Source organism: Belnapia sp. AC561 (assembly GCF_979252845.1).
This window is the reverse complement of record NZ_CEEDBP010000003.1, coordinates 138,444-154,707: the sequence shown is the minus strand read 5'-3', so window position 1 is coordinate 154,707 and position 16,264 is coordinate 138,444. Positions and strand designations below refer to the sequence as shown.

At 70.5% G+C, this 16,264-nt stretch carries 14 protein-coding genes; 9 read left to right on the top strand and 5 right to left on the bottom strand.

Annotated features, from left to right (window positions below; all coding sequences use genetic code 11):
• From AC0IW9_RS03845 to AC0IW9_RS03830, 4 genes are read left to right on the top strand one after another with little or no spacing between them, the layout of a single operon-like run.
• On the top strand, positions 1–987 hold the full coding sequence (locus AC0IW9_RS03845) for an ABC transporter permease (RefSeq protein ID WP_471646882.1): 987 nt from the start codon (positions 1–3) through the stop codon (positions 985–987).
• Between the two features lie 4 nt (positions 988–991).
• Positions 992–1,903, top strand: a complete 912-nt coding sequence (locus AC0IW9_RS03840; RefSeq protein ID WP_471646881.1) for an ABC transporter permease — start codon at positions 992–994, stop codon at positions 1,901–1,903.
• Positions 1,903–2,904 (top strand): ABC transporter ATP-binding protein, encoded by a 1,002-nt coding sequence (locus AC0IW9_RS03835; RefSeq protein WP_471646880.1) that lies wholly within the window; start codon positions 1,903–1,905, stop codon positions 2,902–2,904. The genes AC0IW9_RS03840 and AC0IW9_RS03835 overlap by 1 nt, the downstream gene beginning before the upstream one ends.
• Positions 2,897–3,967 carry an ABC transporter ATP-binding protein gene (locus AC0IW9_RS03830; RefSeq protein ID WP_471646879.1) on the top strand — a complete coding sequence of 357 codons (1,071 nt, stop codon included), beginning with the start codon at positions 2,897–2,899 and terminating at the stop codon, positions 3,965–3,967. Before AC0IW9_RS03835 ends, AC0IW9_RS03830 begins: the two co-directional genes overlap by 8 nt.
• A gap of 3 nt (positions 3,968–3,970) precedes the next feature.
• Here the strand turns inward: AC0IW9_RS03830 and AC0IW9_RS03825 are convergent, their stop codons facing one another.
• From AC0IW9_RS03825 to AC0IW9_RS03805, 5 genes are read right to left on the bottom strand one after another with little or no spacing between them, the layout of a single operon-like run.
• The gene (locus AC0IW9_RS03825) at positions 3,971–4,459 is read right to left on the bottom strand and encodes a CreA family protein (protein ID WP_471646878.1); all 489 of its coding nucleotides are present in this window, start codon (positions 4,457–4,459) and stop codon (positions 3,971–3,973) included.
• Between the two features lie 54 nt (positions 4,460–4,513).
• Complete coding sequence (gene ggt / locus AC0IW9_RS03820; RefSeq protein WP_471646877.1) at positions 4,514–6,199, bottom strand: gamma-glutamyltransferase; 1,686 nt, start codon at positions 6,197–6,199, stop codon at positions 4,514–4,516.
• 54 nt (positions 6,200–6,253) lie between these two features.
• Positions 6,254–7,789: a YifB family Mg chelatase-like AAA ATPase gene (locus AC0IW9_RS03815; protein ID WP_471646876.1), complete on the bottom strand. Its 1,536-nt coding sequence runs from the start codon at positions 7,787–7,789 to the stop codon at positions 6,254–6,256.
• 41 nt (positions 7,790–7,830) lie between these two features.
• Complete coding sequence (locus AC0IW9_RS03810; protein WP_471646875.1) at positions 7,831–8,829, bottom strand: dipeptidase; 999 nt, start codon at positions 8,827–8,829, stop codon at positions 7,831–7,833.
• Entirely contained in the window at positions 8,829–9,836 is a 1,008-nt protein-coding gene (locus AC0IW9_RS03805; protein WP_471646874.1) for a histone deacetylase family protein, read from the bottom strand. The genes AC0IW9_RS03810 and AC0IW9_RS03805 overlap by 1 nt, the downstream gene beginning before the upstream one ends.
• A gap of 111 nt (positions 9,837–9,947) precedes the next feature.
• On the opposite strand from AC0IW9_RS03805, the gene AC0IW9_RS03800 reads away from it, so the two are divergent.
• From AC0IW9_RS03800 to AC0IW9_RS03780, 5 genes are read left to right on the top strand one after another with little or no spacing between them, the layout of a single operon-like run.
• Positions 9,948–11,537 carry an ABC transporter substrate-binding protein gene (locus AC0IW9_RS03800; RefSeq protein WP_471646873.1) on the top strand — a complete coding sequence of 530 codons (1,590 nt, stop codon included), beginning with the start codon at positions 9,948–9,950 and terminating at the stop codon, positions 11,535–11,537.
• A complete protein-coding gene (locus AC0IW9_RS03795) occupies positions 11,537–12,523 on the top strand; it encodes an ABC transporter permease (protein ID WP_471646872.1) in 987 nt (328 codons plus the stop codon). Before AC0IW9_RS03800 ends, AC0IW9_RS03795 begins: the two co-directional genes overlap by 1 nt.
• On the top strand, positions 12,520–13,365 hold the full coding sequence (locus AC0IW9_RS03790) for an ABC transporter permease (protein WP_471646871.1): 846 nt from the start codon (positions 12,520–12,522) through the stop codon (positions 13,363–13,365). Before AC0IW9_RS03795 ends, AC0IW9_RS03790 begins: the two co-directional genes overlap by 4 nt.
• Positions 13,362–14,960, top strand: a complete 1,599-nt coding sequence (locus AC0IW9_RS03785; protein ID WP_471646870.1) for an ABC transporter ATP-binding protein — start codon at positions 13,362–13,364, stop codon at positions 14,958–14,960. Before AC0IW9_RS03790 ends, AC0IW9_RS03785 begins: the two co-directional genes overlap by 4 nt.
• A gap of 9 nt (positions 14,961–14,969) precedes the next feature.
• Positions 14,970–16,262: an ArgE/DapE family deacylase gene (locus AC0IW9_RS03780; RefSeq protein WP_471646869.1), complete on the top strand. Its 1,293-nt coding sequence runs from the start codon at positions 14,970–14,972 to the stop codon at positions 16,260–16,262.
• The last annotated feature ends 2 nt before the right edge of the window (positions 16,263–16,264 follow it).

Genomic DNA, 16,264 nt, shown 5'->3' with positions numbered 1-16,264 from the left:
TTGTTCGCCTTCATCATCTCGCGCATCCTGCAGGCCATCCCGGTGATGGCGGTGGTGGCGCTGATCAGCTTCGCCATGTTCGCCTATGTCGGCGATCCCGTCTCCATCATGCTCGGCCAGGACTTCACCGAGGCGCAGCGCCAGGCGCTGATCGCCAGCCTCGGCCTGGACCAGCCCTTCTTCGTGCAATTCGCCAAATTTGTGGGGAATGCGGCGCAGGGCGAGTTCGGCCTGTCCTACCGGCTGTCGCGGCCGGTGGCGGAGCTGATCGCCGAGCGGGCGCCGGCAACGCTGGAACTGGCCCTCTGCGCGGCGGTGATCGCCATGTGCGTCGGCGTGCCGATGGGGGTCTATACCGGGCTCTACCGCAACTCCTGGCTCAGCCGCTTCTTCCTGACCTTCAGCCTGGTCGGCGTCTCGCTGCCGACCTTCCTCATCGGCATCCTGCTCATCCTGGTCTTCTCCGTCTGGCTCGGCTGGCTGCCAAGCTTCGGGCGCGGCGACGTGGTGCAGCTCGGCTGGTGGAGCACGGGGTTTCTCACGGTCTCCGGGCTGAAGGCGCTGATCCTGCCCTCGATCACTCTCGGGCTGTTCCAGTTGACGCTCATCATGCGGCTGGTGCGGGCGGAGATGCTGGAGGTGCTGCGGACCGACTACATCAAATTCGCCCGCGCCCGCGGGCTGCCGAACCGCGCGGTGCATTTCGGCCATGCGCTGAAGAATACGCTGGTGCCGGTCATCACCATCGCCGGGCTGCAGCTCGGCGGCATCATCGCCTTCGCCATCGTGACGGAAACGGTCTTCCAATGGCCGGGGATGGGGCTGCTGTTTATCCAGTCGGTCGGTGCGGCCGATATTCCGGTGATGGCGGCCTATCTGTTGCTCATCGCGCTGGTCTTCGTCGTCATCAACCTGGTGGTGGACCTGTTGTATTACCTGGTCGATCCGCGGCTGCGGGTCGACCGCGCCGCGGCGAAGGGGGCCTGAGCCGATGGCGGCCCTCGCACGCATGCTCGACAGCGACCTCTGGTGGTCCTTCAAGCGCTCGCCCGTCACCGTCGTCTCGGCGGTGGTGGCGCTCATCTGCATCCTCGGCGCGGTGCTGGCGCCGCTGCTGGCGCCGCATAATCCCTTCGACCTGGCGACGCTGAACCTCTCGGATGCCTTCAAGCCGCCGGCCTGGACGCCGGAGGGCGATGCGACCTATCCGCTCGGCACCGACGACCAGGGTCGGGACGTGCTCTCGGCCATCATGTACGGCGCCCGCGTCTCGCTGCTGGTCGGCGTCTGCGCGGTGGTCTTCTCGACCGTGGTCGGCGTCGCGGTCGGGCTGCTGGCCGGCTATATCGGCGGCACGGTGGATGGGCTGCTGATGCGGATCGCCGATATCCAGCTGACCTTCCCCTCCATTTTGATCGCCCTGCTGGTCGATGGCGTGGTGCGGGCGGCGGTCCCGCGGGAGGTGCATGACCGCATCGCGCTCTTCGTCGTCATCTTCGCCATCGGCATCAGCGCCTGGCCACAGTTCGCCCGCACCGTGCGTGGCTCCACCCTGGTCGAGCGCAACAAGGAATACGTGCTGGCGGCGCGCGTCATCGGGCTCAGCAAGCTGCGGATCATGCTGACCCATGTGCTGCCGAACGTGCTGGGGCCGGTGCTGGTCATCGCCACGCTGAACCTCGGCTTCGCCATCCTGGCGGAGGCGACGCTGTCCTTCCTCGGCGTCGGCGTGCCGCCAACCGAGCCCTCGCTCGGCACGCTGATCAGGAGCGGCAACGACTTCCTGTTCTCCGGCGAGTGGTGGATCACCATCTTCCCCGGCGTCGCACTGATCGCCATGGTCCTCTCGGTGAACCTGCTGGGCGACTGGCTGCGCGATGCGCTGAACCCGAGGCTGCGCTGATGGTCCCCATCCTCCAAGTCTGCAACCTCCGCGTCGAATTCCCGACGCGGCGCGGCACCCTCACCGCGCTCGACGACGTCTCCTTCGAGATCGTGCCGGGCGAGGTGCTGGGCGTGGTGGGCGAATCCGGCGCCGGCAAGTCCATGACCGGCGCCGCCATCATCGGCCTGCTGGAGCCGCCGGGGCGGATCGCGGCCGGGCAGGTGCTGCTGAACGGCAAGCGTATCGACAACCTGGGCTATGAGCAGATGCGGCGCATCCGCGGGCGGGAGATCGGCGCGATCTTCCAGGACCCGCTGACCACGCTGAACCCGCTCTATACCGTCGGCCGGCAGCTGGTGGAGACGATCCAGACCCATCTGGGCCTCAACGATGCCGAGGCCCGCAAGCGCGCCATCGGCTGGCTGGAGATGGTCGGCATCCCGGCGGCGGCGCAGCGGGTGGACAGCTACCCGCATGAATTCTCGGGCGGCATGCGGCAGCGCGTGGTGATCGCGCTGGCATTGTGTGCCGAGCCGAAGCTGATCGTGGCGGATGAGCCGACCACGGCGCTCGACGTCTCCATCCAGGCGCAGGTGATCGCGCTGCTGAAGGGGCTGGCGCGGGACAAGGGGACCTCGATGATGCTGGTCACCCACGACATGGGCGTGATCGCCGAAACCGCCGACCGCGTGGCGGTAATGTATGCCGGCCGCATCGCCGAGATCGGCCCGGTGCGGGAGGTGGTGAAGCACCCCAAGCATCCCTATTCGGTGGGGCTCATGGCCTCCATCCCGCCGCTCGACCGGCGGGTCGAGACCCTGGCGCAGATCGACGGGGCGATGCCGCGGCTTTCCGCCATCCCGCCCGGCTGCGCCTTCAACCCGCGCTGCCCGGAGGTCTTCGGCCGCTGCAGGGTGGAACGGCCGGACCTGCTTCCGGCGGGGGCGACCCGGGCCGCCTGCTGGCTCTATGACCCGGCATCCGAGAAGCGTGCGCCGGAGGCGATGCAGCATGGCTGACGTGGTGGCGCCGGCGATGCCCGGCGAGACTCCGATGCTCAAGGCCGATGATCTCGCGCGCTTCTTCGATGTCTCCCGCCCCTGGCTGCAGCGGGTGCTGGCCGGCGAAGGCCGGCGGACCCTGAAGGCGGTCGACGGCGTCTCCTTCAGGATCCCGAAGGGCACCACGCTGTCGCTGGTCGGCGAGAGCGGCTGCGGCAAGTCGACCGTGGCGCGGCTGGTGGTCGGGCTGTACCGCCCGACGCGCGGCCGGGTGCTGTTCGAGGGCACCGACCTGGAGAAAGCCCGCGCCATGGCCGAGCAGCGCCGGCGCATGCAGATGATCTTCCAGGATCCCTATGCCTCGCTCAATCCGCGCTGGCGGGTGCGCGACATCATCGCCGAGCCGATCCGTGCCTTCGGGCTGATCGACGGCGGCGCGGCGCAGCAGCGGCGGGTCGGCGAGCTGCTGACCCAGGTGGGGCTATCCCCGCTGGACGGCGAGAAATTCCCGCATGAGTTCAGCGGTGGGCAGCGGCAGCGCATCTCGATCGCCCGCGCGCTGTCGTCGAACCCGGAGTTCCTGGTCTGCGACGAGCCGACCAGCGCGCTCGACGTCTCGGTGCAGGCGCAGATCCTGAACCTGATGAAGGACCTGCAGCGGCGGCTGGGGCTGACCTACCTGTTCATCAGCCACAACTTGGCGGTGGTGCGGCAGATCAGCGACCGGATCGGGGTGATGTACCTCGGCCGGCTGGTCGAACTCGCCCCGGCGGAGACGCTGTTCGAGGCGCCGCGGCATCCCTATACGCGGGCGCTGATGGAGGCGATCCCCGACCTCGACATGACCGGGCGGCAGCGCATCCCGGTGGGCGGGGAGGTGCCGAGCCCGATCAGCCCGCCCTCCGGCTGCCCCTTCCATCCGCGCTGCCCGCTGGCCAACGACCGCTGCAAGGCGGAACGTCCGGCGCTGATCCCGGCCCGCGGCACGCCCGAAACCGTGGCCGCCTGCCATGCGGTCGAGGAAGGCCGCGACGGCGCGGCCTTCGTCACCATGGACCAGCGGCCGCTGGTTACCGGATAGGGGTCAGCGGATAGGCACGACGGCGACGGCGTTGTAGGGCGAGCCGTCGACCAGCTTGGTGCTCCAGGCCATGTAGATGACGACGCCGCGTTCCTCGTCGAGGAAGCGGACCACGCGGGTCTCCTTGAAGAACAGGCTGGTGTTGCTCTCGTAGACATTCTCGCCGCGCTCGCCGCGATTGGCCTTGGCATCGACCACGACCGGGCCGGTGACGGAGCAGGAGAGGCCGAAGCGGGCCGGGTCCTCGGCGAGGCCCACCATGCCGGAGACGCCGCCGGTGCGGGCCTGGCTGATGTAGCAGGAGACGCCCTTCACCTCCGGGTCGTCGAAGCGCTCGATGACGACGCGATGGCTGCGGGTCAGGCCGAGATTGGTCAGCGCCGTGTTGACGTGGCCGATCTCCTTGGTTTCCTGCGCCTGGGCGGTGGTCGGGGCGGAGGTCAGGGCGGGGATCGCCAGCGCGGAGGCCAGCAGCAGGGCGGGGAGGCGCATCGTCTCGGTCCTTGGGTCGGTGTGTTCGCAGGACGCGGCAGCGGCAGGATGGTTTCAGTCTCCCAACGCAGTTCCCTCCCGCCGGGGATCGGCGCCGCCGAGCAGCCGCATGCCCTCCGTCCCGCGCAGGATGCGGATGGCCTGCAGGCCGGAGTTCATCACCCGCACCTCCACCGGGAATCCCCGCGCCTCGAGGGCCGGGGCCAGGGCGGCGGCAGCGGTGCCGGCTTCCAGTTCCACCTGCGCATTCAGCGCGCCGATGCGGGGCAGGGAGACGGCGGCCTGTGGGTCCATGCCCCAGTCCAGCATGGCGACCAGGGATTGCGCGACGTGGCCGATGATGCGCGACCCGCCGGAGGAGCCGACCACCACCACCGGCTGCCCGTCCGGGCCGAAGACGATGGTCGGCGACATGGAGGAGCGCGGCCGCTTCGCCGGGCCGACGCGGTTGGCGACGGGGCGGCCGTCCACCTCCGGCACGAAGGAGAAATCCGTCAGCTCGTTGTTCAGCAGGAAGCCGCGCACCATGATGCGGGCGCCGAAGACATCCTCGATGGTGGTGGTCAGCGCGACGGCATTGCCGGCGGCATCGACGATCGAGAGATGGCTGGTGCCGTGTTCCGGCTGCGGCGGCTGGGAGGCGAGCGGTGCGCCGCCCTGCCAGGGCGGGTTGCCGGGACGCGGCGCGGCGATGGCGCGGTCACGGTCCAGCAGCTGGGCGCGCAGCAGCAGGTAGTTGGGGTCCAGCAGGCCGCGGACGGGCACGGCGACGTGGTCGGCATCGGCCAGGTAGCGGTTGCGGTCGGCGAAGGCGATGCGCCCGGCCTCGGCGAGGAGATGCGCCGCATCCGCGCTACGCGGGTCGAGCACCATGTCCTGATGCGCCAGCACGCCGAGGATCTGCAGCACCGCGACGCCGCCGGAGCTCGGCGGCGGCATGCCGCAGACGGTGAAGCCGCGATAGGGGCCGCAGACCGCCTCGCGCTCCACCGGCGCATAGCCGGCGAGGTCGTCCGTCGTCAGCAGGCCTGGGTTGGCATGGCCGCGCACGGCGCCGGCGATCTCGGCGGCGATGGGGCCGCGGTGCAGCGCATCGGCGCCCTGTTCGGCGATGGCGCGGAGGGTCGCGGCGAGCATCGGGTTGCGCAGCCGGGCACCCTCGGCCACCGGCTTGTTGTCGGGCAGGAAATAGGCCCGGGCCTGCGGGTCGCGGCGCAGGCGGTCGGCTTCCAGCACGACCAGCGCGGCAAGGCGGGGGGAGACGATGAAGCCTTCCTCCGCGGCCGTGATGGCGGGGGCGAAGAGCTGCGCCCAGGGCAGCTTGCCGTGGCGGCGATGGGCCGCTTCCAGCATGCGGATGGCGCCGGGCACGCCGACGGCGCGGCCGCCGACCACGGCCTCGAGGAAGCCCATCGGCTGGCCGTCCTTGAGGAAGAGCGTGGGCGGCGCCGCGGCGGGCGCGGTCTCCCGCCCGTCCCAGGCGGCGAGGCGGCGCGCCGTGGCATCCCAGTGCAGCATCAGCGCGCCGCCGCCGAGGCCGGAGGATTGCGGCTCGACCAGGGCCAGCATGGCCTGTGCGGCGACGGCGGCGTCGAGGGCGGTGCCGCCGGCGCGCAGCATGGCGAGCCCGGCCTCGCCGGCCATGGGATGCGCGGCGGCGACCATCTGGCGCTGCGCTTGTGCCCGTAGCGGCCCCGGCAAGGCGAGGCAGCAGAGGAGCAGCAGGATAAGGCGGGCCATGATGCTCCTTCCGGCGGGACGGCTGTTCTAGCGGCAGCCTGTCCCGACGGGAACCTATCCGGCGGGGAGGGCCGGCGTGCGGGTGGCGCCGCGATGGCGGAAGGCCAGCGCCTCCGCCACATGGCTGCGCTGGACCTGGGCGCTGCCGGCGAGGTCGGCAATGGTGCGGGCGACGCGGAGCGTGCGGGTATAGCCGCGGGCCGAGAGCCGCAGCCGTTCCGCCGCCTGTTCGGCCAGCAGCCGGGCCGGCTGGTCGGCGGCCAGGCTGCGTTCCAGCACGGCGCCCTCGGCGGCGGCGTTGCAGCGCGGGCCATCGGCGCCGTAGCGGGCGCGCTGGCGCAGGCGGGCGGCCTGGATGCGGGCGGCGACCACCGCGCTGGCCTCGCCGGCAGGCGCCCGGGCGAGCTCGCTGGCGGGGACGGGGGTGACCTCGATCGCCAGGTCCATGCGGTCCAGCAGCGGGCCGGAGAGGCGCATCTGGTAGTCCTCGCCGCAGCGGGGGGCGCGGCCGCATTCGCGTGGTGCGTCGCCGAGATAGCCGCAGCGGCAGGGGTTCATCGCCGCGATGAGCTGGAAGCGGGCGGGGTAGGTGACATGGGCATTGGCCCGGCTGATGGTGGTGCGGCCGGTCTCCATCGGCTGGCGCAGCGCCTCCAGCGCCGCCCGCGGGAACTCCGGCCATTCGTCGAGGAAGAGCACGCCGTGGTGGGCGAGGCTGATCTCGCCCGGCTTGGCGCGGCCGCCGCCGCCGATCAGCGCCGCCTGGCTGGCCGAGTGGTGCGGGTCGCGGAAGGGCGGGCGGACCACGAGGCGGCCGCCGCGCAGCAGCCCGGCGACGGAATGCACCATGCTGACCTCCAGCGCCTCGGCCGGGGAGAGGTCCGGCAGCAGGCCGGGCAGGCGGGCGGCGAGCATCGACTTGCCGGCGCCGGGCGGGCCGGTGAAGAGCAGGTTGTGGCCGCCGGCGGCGGCGACCTCCAGCGCGCGCTTGGCGCTCTCCTGGCCCTTCACTTCCGAAAGGCAGGGGCCGCGCGGGCCGGGGGCGTCGGGCGGCGGCGGCTCCGGCGGGGTCAGCACCTGGGTGCCGCGGAAGTGGTTCATCAGCGCCAGCAGGTCGGGCGCGGCCAGCACCTCCACGCGGCCGGCCCAGGCCGCCTCGCCGCCCTGCGCCGCCGGGCAGATCAGCCCGAGGTCGCGCGCCGAAGCGCCCAGCGCCGCGGGCAGCACGCCGGCGACCGGGTTGATGCTGCCGTCGAGCGAAAGCTCGCCGAGCGCGGCATAGCCGGCGATCTCCTCCCGCGGCAGCACGTCCATCGCCGCCAGGACGGCCAGCGCGATGGGCAGGTCGAAATGCGAGCCCTCCTTGGCGATATCGGCCGGCGCCAGGTTCACCAGCACCCGCTTCGGCGGCAGCGAGAGGCCCAGGCCGACGAGCGCGGCGCGCACCCGTTCCCGGCTCTCGCCCACCGCCTTGTCGGGCAGGCCGACGACGAGGAAGGCGGGCATGCCGGGGGCGAGCTGGACCTGCACCTCGACCGGCATGGCCTCGATACCGGCGAAGGCGAAGGTGGCGACCCGGGCAATGGACATATCGATAACGATACTATCCAGGTGCCGGGATACTCAAGCCTTCAGTCGGCGATGGCTTGCGCCTGGCGCCAGATGCGCAGGAAGTTGCCGGACCAGAGCAGGCCGATGTCCCGCGCGCCGTAGCCACGCTTGATCAGCGCCGCGGTGACATTCGCGGTCTCGGCGGCATTCTGCCAGCCCTCCACCGCGCCGCCGCCGTCGAAGTCGGAGGACAGGCCGACGTGCTCCAGGCCGATCCGCCGCACCGCGTGGTCGACGTGGTCGACCATGGTCTCGACGCTGGCCTGGTTGCGCGTGCCCTCCGGCACCTTCTGCAGGAAGCCCGGCATGGCGGTGATCTGGGCGAGGCCGCCGACCGCCTTCAGCACGTCGAGCTGCTCGTCGTCGATGCCGCGCGGATGGTCGCAGAGGGCGCGGCAGGCGGTATGGGTGGCGACGATGGGGGAGCGGGAAAGCTCCGCCGCCTGCATCATGCCGGACTTCGCCACATGCGAGACGTCGATCAGCATGCCGGCGGCATTCAGCGCGGCGACCGCCTGGCGGCCGAGCGGGGAGAGCCCGCCGTGCTCGACGGTGGCATCGCCGAGGCGCGCCTGCGGCCGGGCGCTGTCCGAGAGGTCGTTGTGGCCGTCATGCGTCAGGGTCAGGTAGCAGGCGCCGAGCGCCCGCCAGCGGGCCGGGGCGCCGAGGTCGTGGCCCATGCCATAGCCGTTCTCGACCGCCGAGAGCACCGCCAGCGCCCCGGCGGCGTAGGCCGCTTCCAGCTCCTCCGGCGTGGCGCAGAAGCGGCGGGCGACGCCGTCGGCGCGGCCCTGGATATGGCGCAGCATGGCATCGACGCGCTCGGCGGCGGCGGCATGGCCGGCCGCGTCGCGCTTCCCCTGGCCGACATAGGCGATGAAGATCGCGGCGCGCAGGCCGCCGCGCTGCATCTTGGGGAAGTCGACGCGCATCGGGCCTTCGCCCAGCGGGTCGGGCGGGTTGGGCCAGCGGATGTCGATGTGGCTGTCGAGCGTGAGCGTCGAGGCATGGATATCCATTATCGGTCGCCCCAGCCGGTGAGGAAGCGTTCGAGCAGGGTTCCCATGATCTCCACGTTGTAGCCGCCTTCCTGGATGATGGCGGCGGGCAAGCCGAACGCCGAGATGGCGGCGCCGGCGCGGGCGAAGCCATCCGCGGTCACCTTGAGCAGGCCGAGCGGCTCGTGCTCGCTGGCATCGAAGCCGAGCGAGACGACCAGCGCCTCGGCACCGAAGGCGCGCGCCGCGGCGATGCCGGCATCGATGGCGGCGAGCCACGCGGCATCGCCGGTCCCGGCCGGCATCGGCAGGTTGAGGTTGTGGCCGGCCCCGGCCCCGCCGCCGGTCTCCTCCCGGTAGCCGGTGAAGAAGGGGTAGTAGTTGGACGGGTCGCCATGGACCGAGACGGTCAGCACGGCCGGGTCCTCCCAGAAGATGCCTTGGGTGCCGTTGCCGTGGTGGCTGTCGATGTCGAGGGTGGCGACGCGCTTCGCCCCCGCCTGGCGCAGGGCGGCGACGGCGATGGCGGCATTGTTGAGGTAGCAATGGCCGCCGGCCCGCGCCGCATAGGCATGGTGGCCGGGCGGGCGGCAGAGGGCGTAGGCATGGCGGCCGGCACCGGCCTCGGCCGCGGCGGCCAGCGCCACGCCGGCGGCGGCGAAGCTCGCCTCCCAGGTGCCGGGGCCGATCGGGCAGGAGGTATCGGCGGTGTACCAGCCGGCCTGGCCGATGATGCCGGCGGGGCGGCGGCCGCCATTGGCCATGGCATCGGCGGTCGCATGGGTATTGCCGACGACCTCCGGCCCCGGATTCGGCAGGGCCTGCCAGGCGGCCAGCGCGCCTTCGAGGAAGTCGAGGTAGTCCGGCGCATGCACCGCCTCCAGCGCGGCGCGCGGGGGCGCGGCGGCGGTCTCCGGCGCCATGCCGAGGCGCTGCAGCCCGGCGAGCAGGGAGGTCGCCCGTTCCGGCACCTCGAAGTTCGGGCGAAGCTGGCCGCGTTGGAGGAAGAAGCGCGGCGTGTGCCGCATTTGGTCCGGATGGGAAAAAGCGCGCATGGCCGGGAGGCTAGCAGCGGATGCGCCCTTGTCCATGCGCCGAACGGGCCGTTAGCATATGCACAATAACATTGGGGGCTTGCAATGACCGTTTCGCGCCGTGGCCTGCTGGCCGCGACTGCCGCCGCACCTGTGCTCATGCGGGTGGAGGATGCATTGGCCCAGGGGGTTGCCCCCCGGCGCGGCGGGACGCTGACCACGATGCTCACGCCGGAGCCGCCGGTGCTGCAGATCGGCGTGAACAACCAGGGGCCGACCCTGGTCATCGCCAGCAAGATGTTCCAGAGCCTGCTGAGCTTCACCCCGACGCTGGAGCCGATCCCGGTCCTGGCGAAGAGCTGGACCATCAGCCCGGACGGACGCGAATACGTCTTCAAGCTGCAGGAGAACGTCAAATTCCACGACGGCCAGCCGATGACGGCGGATGACGTCATCTTCTCCATCATGAAATTCCACACCGAGCTGGCGCCCCGGGCCCGGGCGGTCTTCGCGCTGATCGAGAGCGCCACGGCGCCGGACCCGCTGACGGTGCGGATCCTCCTCAAGCAACCCTTCCAGCCCTTCCTGCTGATGTTCGACGCGACCGCCTGCGCCATCGTGCCGAAGCACCTGTTCGACGGGCAGGACTACCGGACGGCACCGGCGGTGCAGCGGCCGGTCGGCACCGGGCCTTTCCGCTTCGCCGAATGGCAGCGCGGCAATTTCATCCGGCTGGAGCGCTTCGCCGATTACTGGAAGCCGGGGCAGCCCTACCTCGATGCGATGATCTACCGCGTGGTGCCGGATAGCCAGAGCCGCCGCCTGGCGATCGAGACCGGCCAGGCGCAGCTGACGCAGGCCAACGACATCGAGCCCTTCGACGTGCCGGCGCTGCGGGCCAAGCCGAACCTCGAGGTCGATATCAAGGGCTGGGAGTATTTCTCCCCGGTCTCCTGGATCGAGCTCAACCACCGGGTGAAGCCGCTGGACGACATGCGGGTGCGGCAGGCGATCAGCATGGCGATCGACCGCAACTTCATCGCGCAGCGGCTGTGGTTCGGCGTCGGCAAGCCGGCGACCAACCCGGTCGCCTCGACCACGCGCTTCCATGATGCCGGCGTGAAGGTTGCCGCCTATGACGTGAAGGCGGCCAATGCGCTGCTGGATGCGGCGGGGCACAAGGCGAATGCCCAGGGGGTGCGCTTCACCCTGAAGCATCTCGTGCTGCCCTATGGCGAGATCTGGTCGCGGCTCGGCGAATACCTCAAGCAGGCGATGCGGCAGATCGGCATCACGCTGGAACTGGAGAGCACCGATGCCGGCAGCTGGGCGCGGCGGATCGGCGCCTGGGAATACGAGACGAGCATCAATTTCGTCTACCAGTTCGGCGACCCGACGCTCGGCGTGGAGCGGACCTATGTCTCCTCCAACATCCAGAAGGTGACCTTCACCAATACCGGCGGCTATTCCAACCCGAAGGTGGATGAGCTGTTCGCCACGGCACGGGGCTCGGCCGATCCGAAGGACCGGCAGGCGGCCTTCAGCGCGGTGCAGAAGATCCTCTGCGAGGAAGTGCCGCAGATCTGGCTGATGGAAATGGCCTTCCCCACCATCCACGACAAGAAGGTGCGGAACGTCATCACCACCGGCCTCGGCGTGCATGCCAGCTTCGATGACGTGTTCCTGACCGCCTGATGGAGGTCTCGAAGCTGCTGGGCTTCCTGCTGCGGCGGGGGGTGAAGGCGGCGGTCGTCGTGCTGGCGATCGTCGTCTGCAATTTCCTGCTGGTGCATGCGGCACCCGGCGACCCGGCGAGCGTCATCGCCGGTCAGTCGGGCGCGGCGGATGCGGTCTTCCTCGAACAGCTCCGCCGCCAGTTCGGGCTGGACCAGCCGCTCTATGTGCAGCTCTGGATCTACCTGAAAAGCGTCCTCAGCCTCGACCTTGGCTTCTCGCACCGGCAGCAGCAGGCGGTCTCGCTGCTGGTGCTGGAGCGGCTGCCGGCGACCCTGCTGCTGACCGGCGCGGCCTTCGTCTTCGCCGTGACCCTGGGTGTCACGCTCGGCGCGCTGGCGGCGCAGCGCGTGGGCAAATGGGCGGATAGCCTCATCACGGTGGTGGCGCTGACCTTCTATGCGACGCCCTTGTTCTGGGTGGGGCTGATGCTGGTGCTGGTCTTCTCGGTCTGGCTGGAATGGCTGCCGAGCTTCGGGATGAGCAGCGTCGGCGTCGATCTGCATGGGCTGGCGGTGGTCTGGGACGTGGCGAAGCACCTGCTGCTGCCGGCACTCACCCTCGGGCTGTTCTACCTGGCGGTCTATGCCCGGCTGACCCGGGCGACGATGCTGGAAGTGGCGGACCAGGATTTCGTCAAGACGGCGCGGGCCAAGGGCGTGCCGGAGGGGCGCATCCTGCGGTCCCATGTCCTGCGCAACGCCCTGCTGCCGGTGATCACCTTCGCCGGCATCCAGGCGGGGCAGTTGCTGGGCGGGTCGATCCTGGTGGAGACGGTCTTCGCCTGGCCGGGAATCGGGCGGCTGGCCTTCGAGGCGCTGCTGGCACGGGACTATCCGGTGCTGCTCGGCGTCTTCTTCTGCACCAGCGTCATGGTGGTGCTGTTCAACCTGGTGACGGATTTGCTCTACGCGATCATCGATCCTCGGGTGGAGGTAGCGGGTTGAAGGATTTCTGGCGGCGCTACCGGCGCAACAAGGGCGCGGTGGTGGGGCTGGTCGTCCTGCTGCTGGTGATGCTGATGGCGGCGACGGCGCCCTGGCTGTTTCCCGGCAGCCCCTGGGACATGGCCAGCGCGCCCTTCATGCCGCCGGGCGAGATGGGCATGCTGCTCGGTACCGATAGCCTGGGGCGGGACGTGGCGGCCGGCATCGCGCATGGGGCGCGGATCTCGCTGCTGGTGGGGGCCGTCTCGACTGCGGCGGCGCTACTGGTGGGCGTCACGCTCGGCGCCATCGCCGGCTATCTCGGCGGCTTCGCGGATGATGCGGTGATGCGCTTCACCGAATTCTTCCAGACCATCCCGAGCTTCGTGCTGGCGATCCTGCTGGTGGCGATCTTCACCCCCTCCATCGGCTCGGTGGTCTTCGCCATCGCGGTGGTGTCCTGGCCGCCCGTCGCGCGGGTGGTGCGGGCGGAGTTCCTCTCGCTGCGCGGGCGGGAATTCGTCCAGGCGGCGGAGGTGCTGGGCAAGTCGCGCATCAGCATCGTGCTGACCGACATCCTGCCGAATGCGCTCTCGCCCATCGTCGTGCTCTCCTCCCTCATGGTGGCGACGGCGATCCTGCTGGAGAGCGCGCTGAGCTTCCTCGGCCTGGGCGACCCGAACCTGATGACCTGGGGCTTCCTGATCGGCTCCGGCCGCAGCGTCATCCGCCTCGCCTGGTGGATGAGCGTCTTTCCCGGCATCGCCATCTTCCTGACCGTGCTGGCGCTGAACCTGGTGGGGGAGGGGCTGTCGGATGCGCTGAATCCGCGGCTTGCGCGCCAGCGGGGGGGCGCGGCATGAGCCTGCTGACTGTCCAGGGGTTGACCGTCGCGCTGCCGCCGGGCGGCGACCGGGCCCATGCGATCGAGGATGTCTCCTTCTCCGTCGATGCGGGGGAGATCCTTTGCGTGGTGGGCGAAAGCGGCTCGGGCAAGTCGATCACCGCCAATGCGGTGATGGGGCTGCTGCCGAAGGGGCTGCCGGTGCGCACCGGCGCCATCGCCTTCGAGGGCACCGACCTGCTGCGGCTCGGCGCCGAGCCGATGCGGAAGCTCCGCGGCCAGCGGCTGGCGATGATCTTCCAGGAGCCGATGACGGCGCTGAACCCCCTGATGCGGGTCGGCGACCAGATCGCCGAGGTGCTGCAGGTGCATGGCGCGGCGGGCGATGCGGCGCGGCGGGTGCCGGAGCTGCTGGCGGCGGTGAACCTGCCGGATCCGGCGGCGATCGCCCGCAGCCATCCCTTCCGGCTCTCGGGCGGGCAGCGGCAACGGGTGATGATCGCCATGGCGCTGGCGTTGGAGCCGGCGCTGCTGATCGCGGATGAGCCGACGACCGCGCTCGACGTGACGACGCAGATGCAGATCCTGCGGCTGATCCGGGAGATCCAGTCCCGCCGCGGCATGGGCGTGCTCTTCATCACCCATGACTTCGGCGTGGTGGCGGAAATCGCCGACCGCGTCGCGGTGATGCAGCAGGGCCGCATCGTCGAGCAGGGTCCCGCGGCCGAGGTGCTGAACGCGCCGCAGCATCCCTATACCCGGGCGCTGATCGCCGCGGTGCCGCATGGCGCGGCGCCGGAACGCGCCGCGGTCACCGGGGAGGAGGTGCTGCGCGTCACCGCCATCGCCAAGACCTATCGTCGCGGCGGGATCTTCGGCGCCAAGGCGATGGTGCGCGCGGTGCATGATGCCGACTTCACCCTGAAGCGCGGCGAGACGCTGGGACTGGTAGGCGAGAGCGGCAGCGGCAAGTCCACGCTCGCGCGATGTGTCGTGAAGCTGGTGACGCCGGAGGAAGGCGAGATCGCCTATGACGGCGCCAACCTCCGCCTGCTGTCGCGCGCCGCCTGGAAGCCGTATCGCCAGCGCATCCAGATGATCTTCCAGGACCCCTATGCCTCGCTGAACCCGCGGCGGACGGTGGGGGACACCATCGCCGAGGGGCCGGTGACGCATGGCACCCCACGGGCCGAGGCGCTGGACCGGGCGCGTGAGCTGCTGCGGCTGGTCCAGCTCGATGCCGGGGCGATGGATCGCTACCCGCATGAGTTCAGCGGCGGGCAGCGGCAGCGGATCGGCATCGCCCGGGCGCTGGCGATGCGGCCGGACCTGCTCATCGCGGACGAGCCGGTCTCGGCGCTGGATGTCTCGGTGCAGGCCCAGGTCCTGGCGCTGCTGGCGGATATCAAGGCGCGGCTGGGGCTGACCATGCTCTTCATCACCCATGACCTGCGCGTGGCGGCGCAGATCTGCGACCGGGTGGCGGTGATGCAGCGTGGCGCCATCGTCGAGCAGGGGCCGACGGCACAGGTATTCTCGGCGCCGCAGCACGCCTATACCCGGCAGCTACTGGACAGCATCCCGGGAAGGGGCTGGACTCCGCCGCAGCTGTGAGGAAACGCCATGACTGAAACCCTTGATCCGGGCGCTCGCCGGGCGATCCTGGAGGCGGTGGATGCGCTGCAGGACGAGGGCATCGAGACGCTGAAGCGGCTGGTGCGCTGTCCCTCCACCCTGGGCCATGAGCAATCGGCGCTGGAGGAGATGGCGCGGATCTACGAGGCCCTGGGCCTGACGCCGCGCCGGGTGCCGACCGTACCGGCGGAGCTTGCATCCCACCCCGGCTTCTCGCCGCCGCTGATCGCCTACGAGGGCCGCGACAACGTGGTGGCGGTGCATCAGCCCAAGGCAAAGCGCGGCCGCAGCCTGACCCTGCAGGGCCATGTGGACGTGGTGCCGGAGGGCGCGGCGGACATGTGGGTCACGCCGCCCTATGAGCCCGACATCCGCGACGGCCGCATGTATGGCCGCGGCGCCGGCGACATGAAGGCGGGCATCGTCTCCTACGTCACCGCCTTCAAGGCGCTGCGCCTGGCCGGGCTGCAGCCGGCCGCCGAGGTGCAGATGCAGTCGGTGATCGAGGAGGAATGCAGCGGCAACGGCGCGCTGGCCTGCATGCTGGCGATGCCGAGGACCGATGCGGTGATCATCCCCGAACCGGGGCCGGGCATGGATGCGCTCTATACCGCCGAGGTCGGCGTGGTCTGGGCCTGGGTCACCGTCTCGGGCCGTCCCGCACATGTGCGGGACATGCAGGCGGGGCTGAATGCGATCGAGGCGGCGACCATCATCGCCGGCGCCTTCAAGGACTACGAGCGGGAGATGAACGATGGCTCCCGCATCCATCCGGCCTTCCGCGGCATCAACCATCCGGTCAACGTCAACCTCGGCACCATCGAGGGCGGCGAGTGGAATTCCAGCGTCGCCACCCGCTGCCGCATCGGCATGCGGGTCGGCGTGATGATGGGCTACACGGCGGCGCAGACCAAGGCGGATATCGAACGGCTGGTCGAGCAGGCGAAGCAGCACGAGCGGCTGCGCGGCGCCATCGTCAAGCTGGAGTTCAAGGGCTTCATGGCCGATCCCTGCGTCTTCGACACCGACGCCGCCATCGTGCAGCTCGCCCGGCGCAGCTATGCCGAGATCACCGGCGGGTCCCTGCGCGACTATCCGGCGACCGGGCTGACCGATGGGCGCTTCTTCACGCTGTACCAGGATACCCCGGTCGCCTGCTTCGGCCCGGATGCGGTGGATATCCACGGCATCGACGAGAATGTCGGGCTCGACAGCATGCATGGCATCACGCGCACCATCGCCCTGACCATGGCCGAGTGGTGCGGCATCGAGAAGGCGTAAGG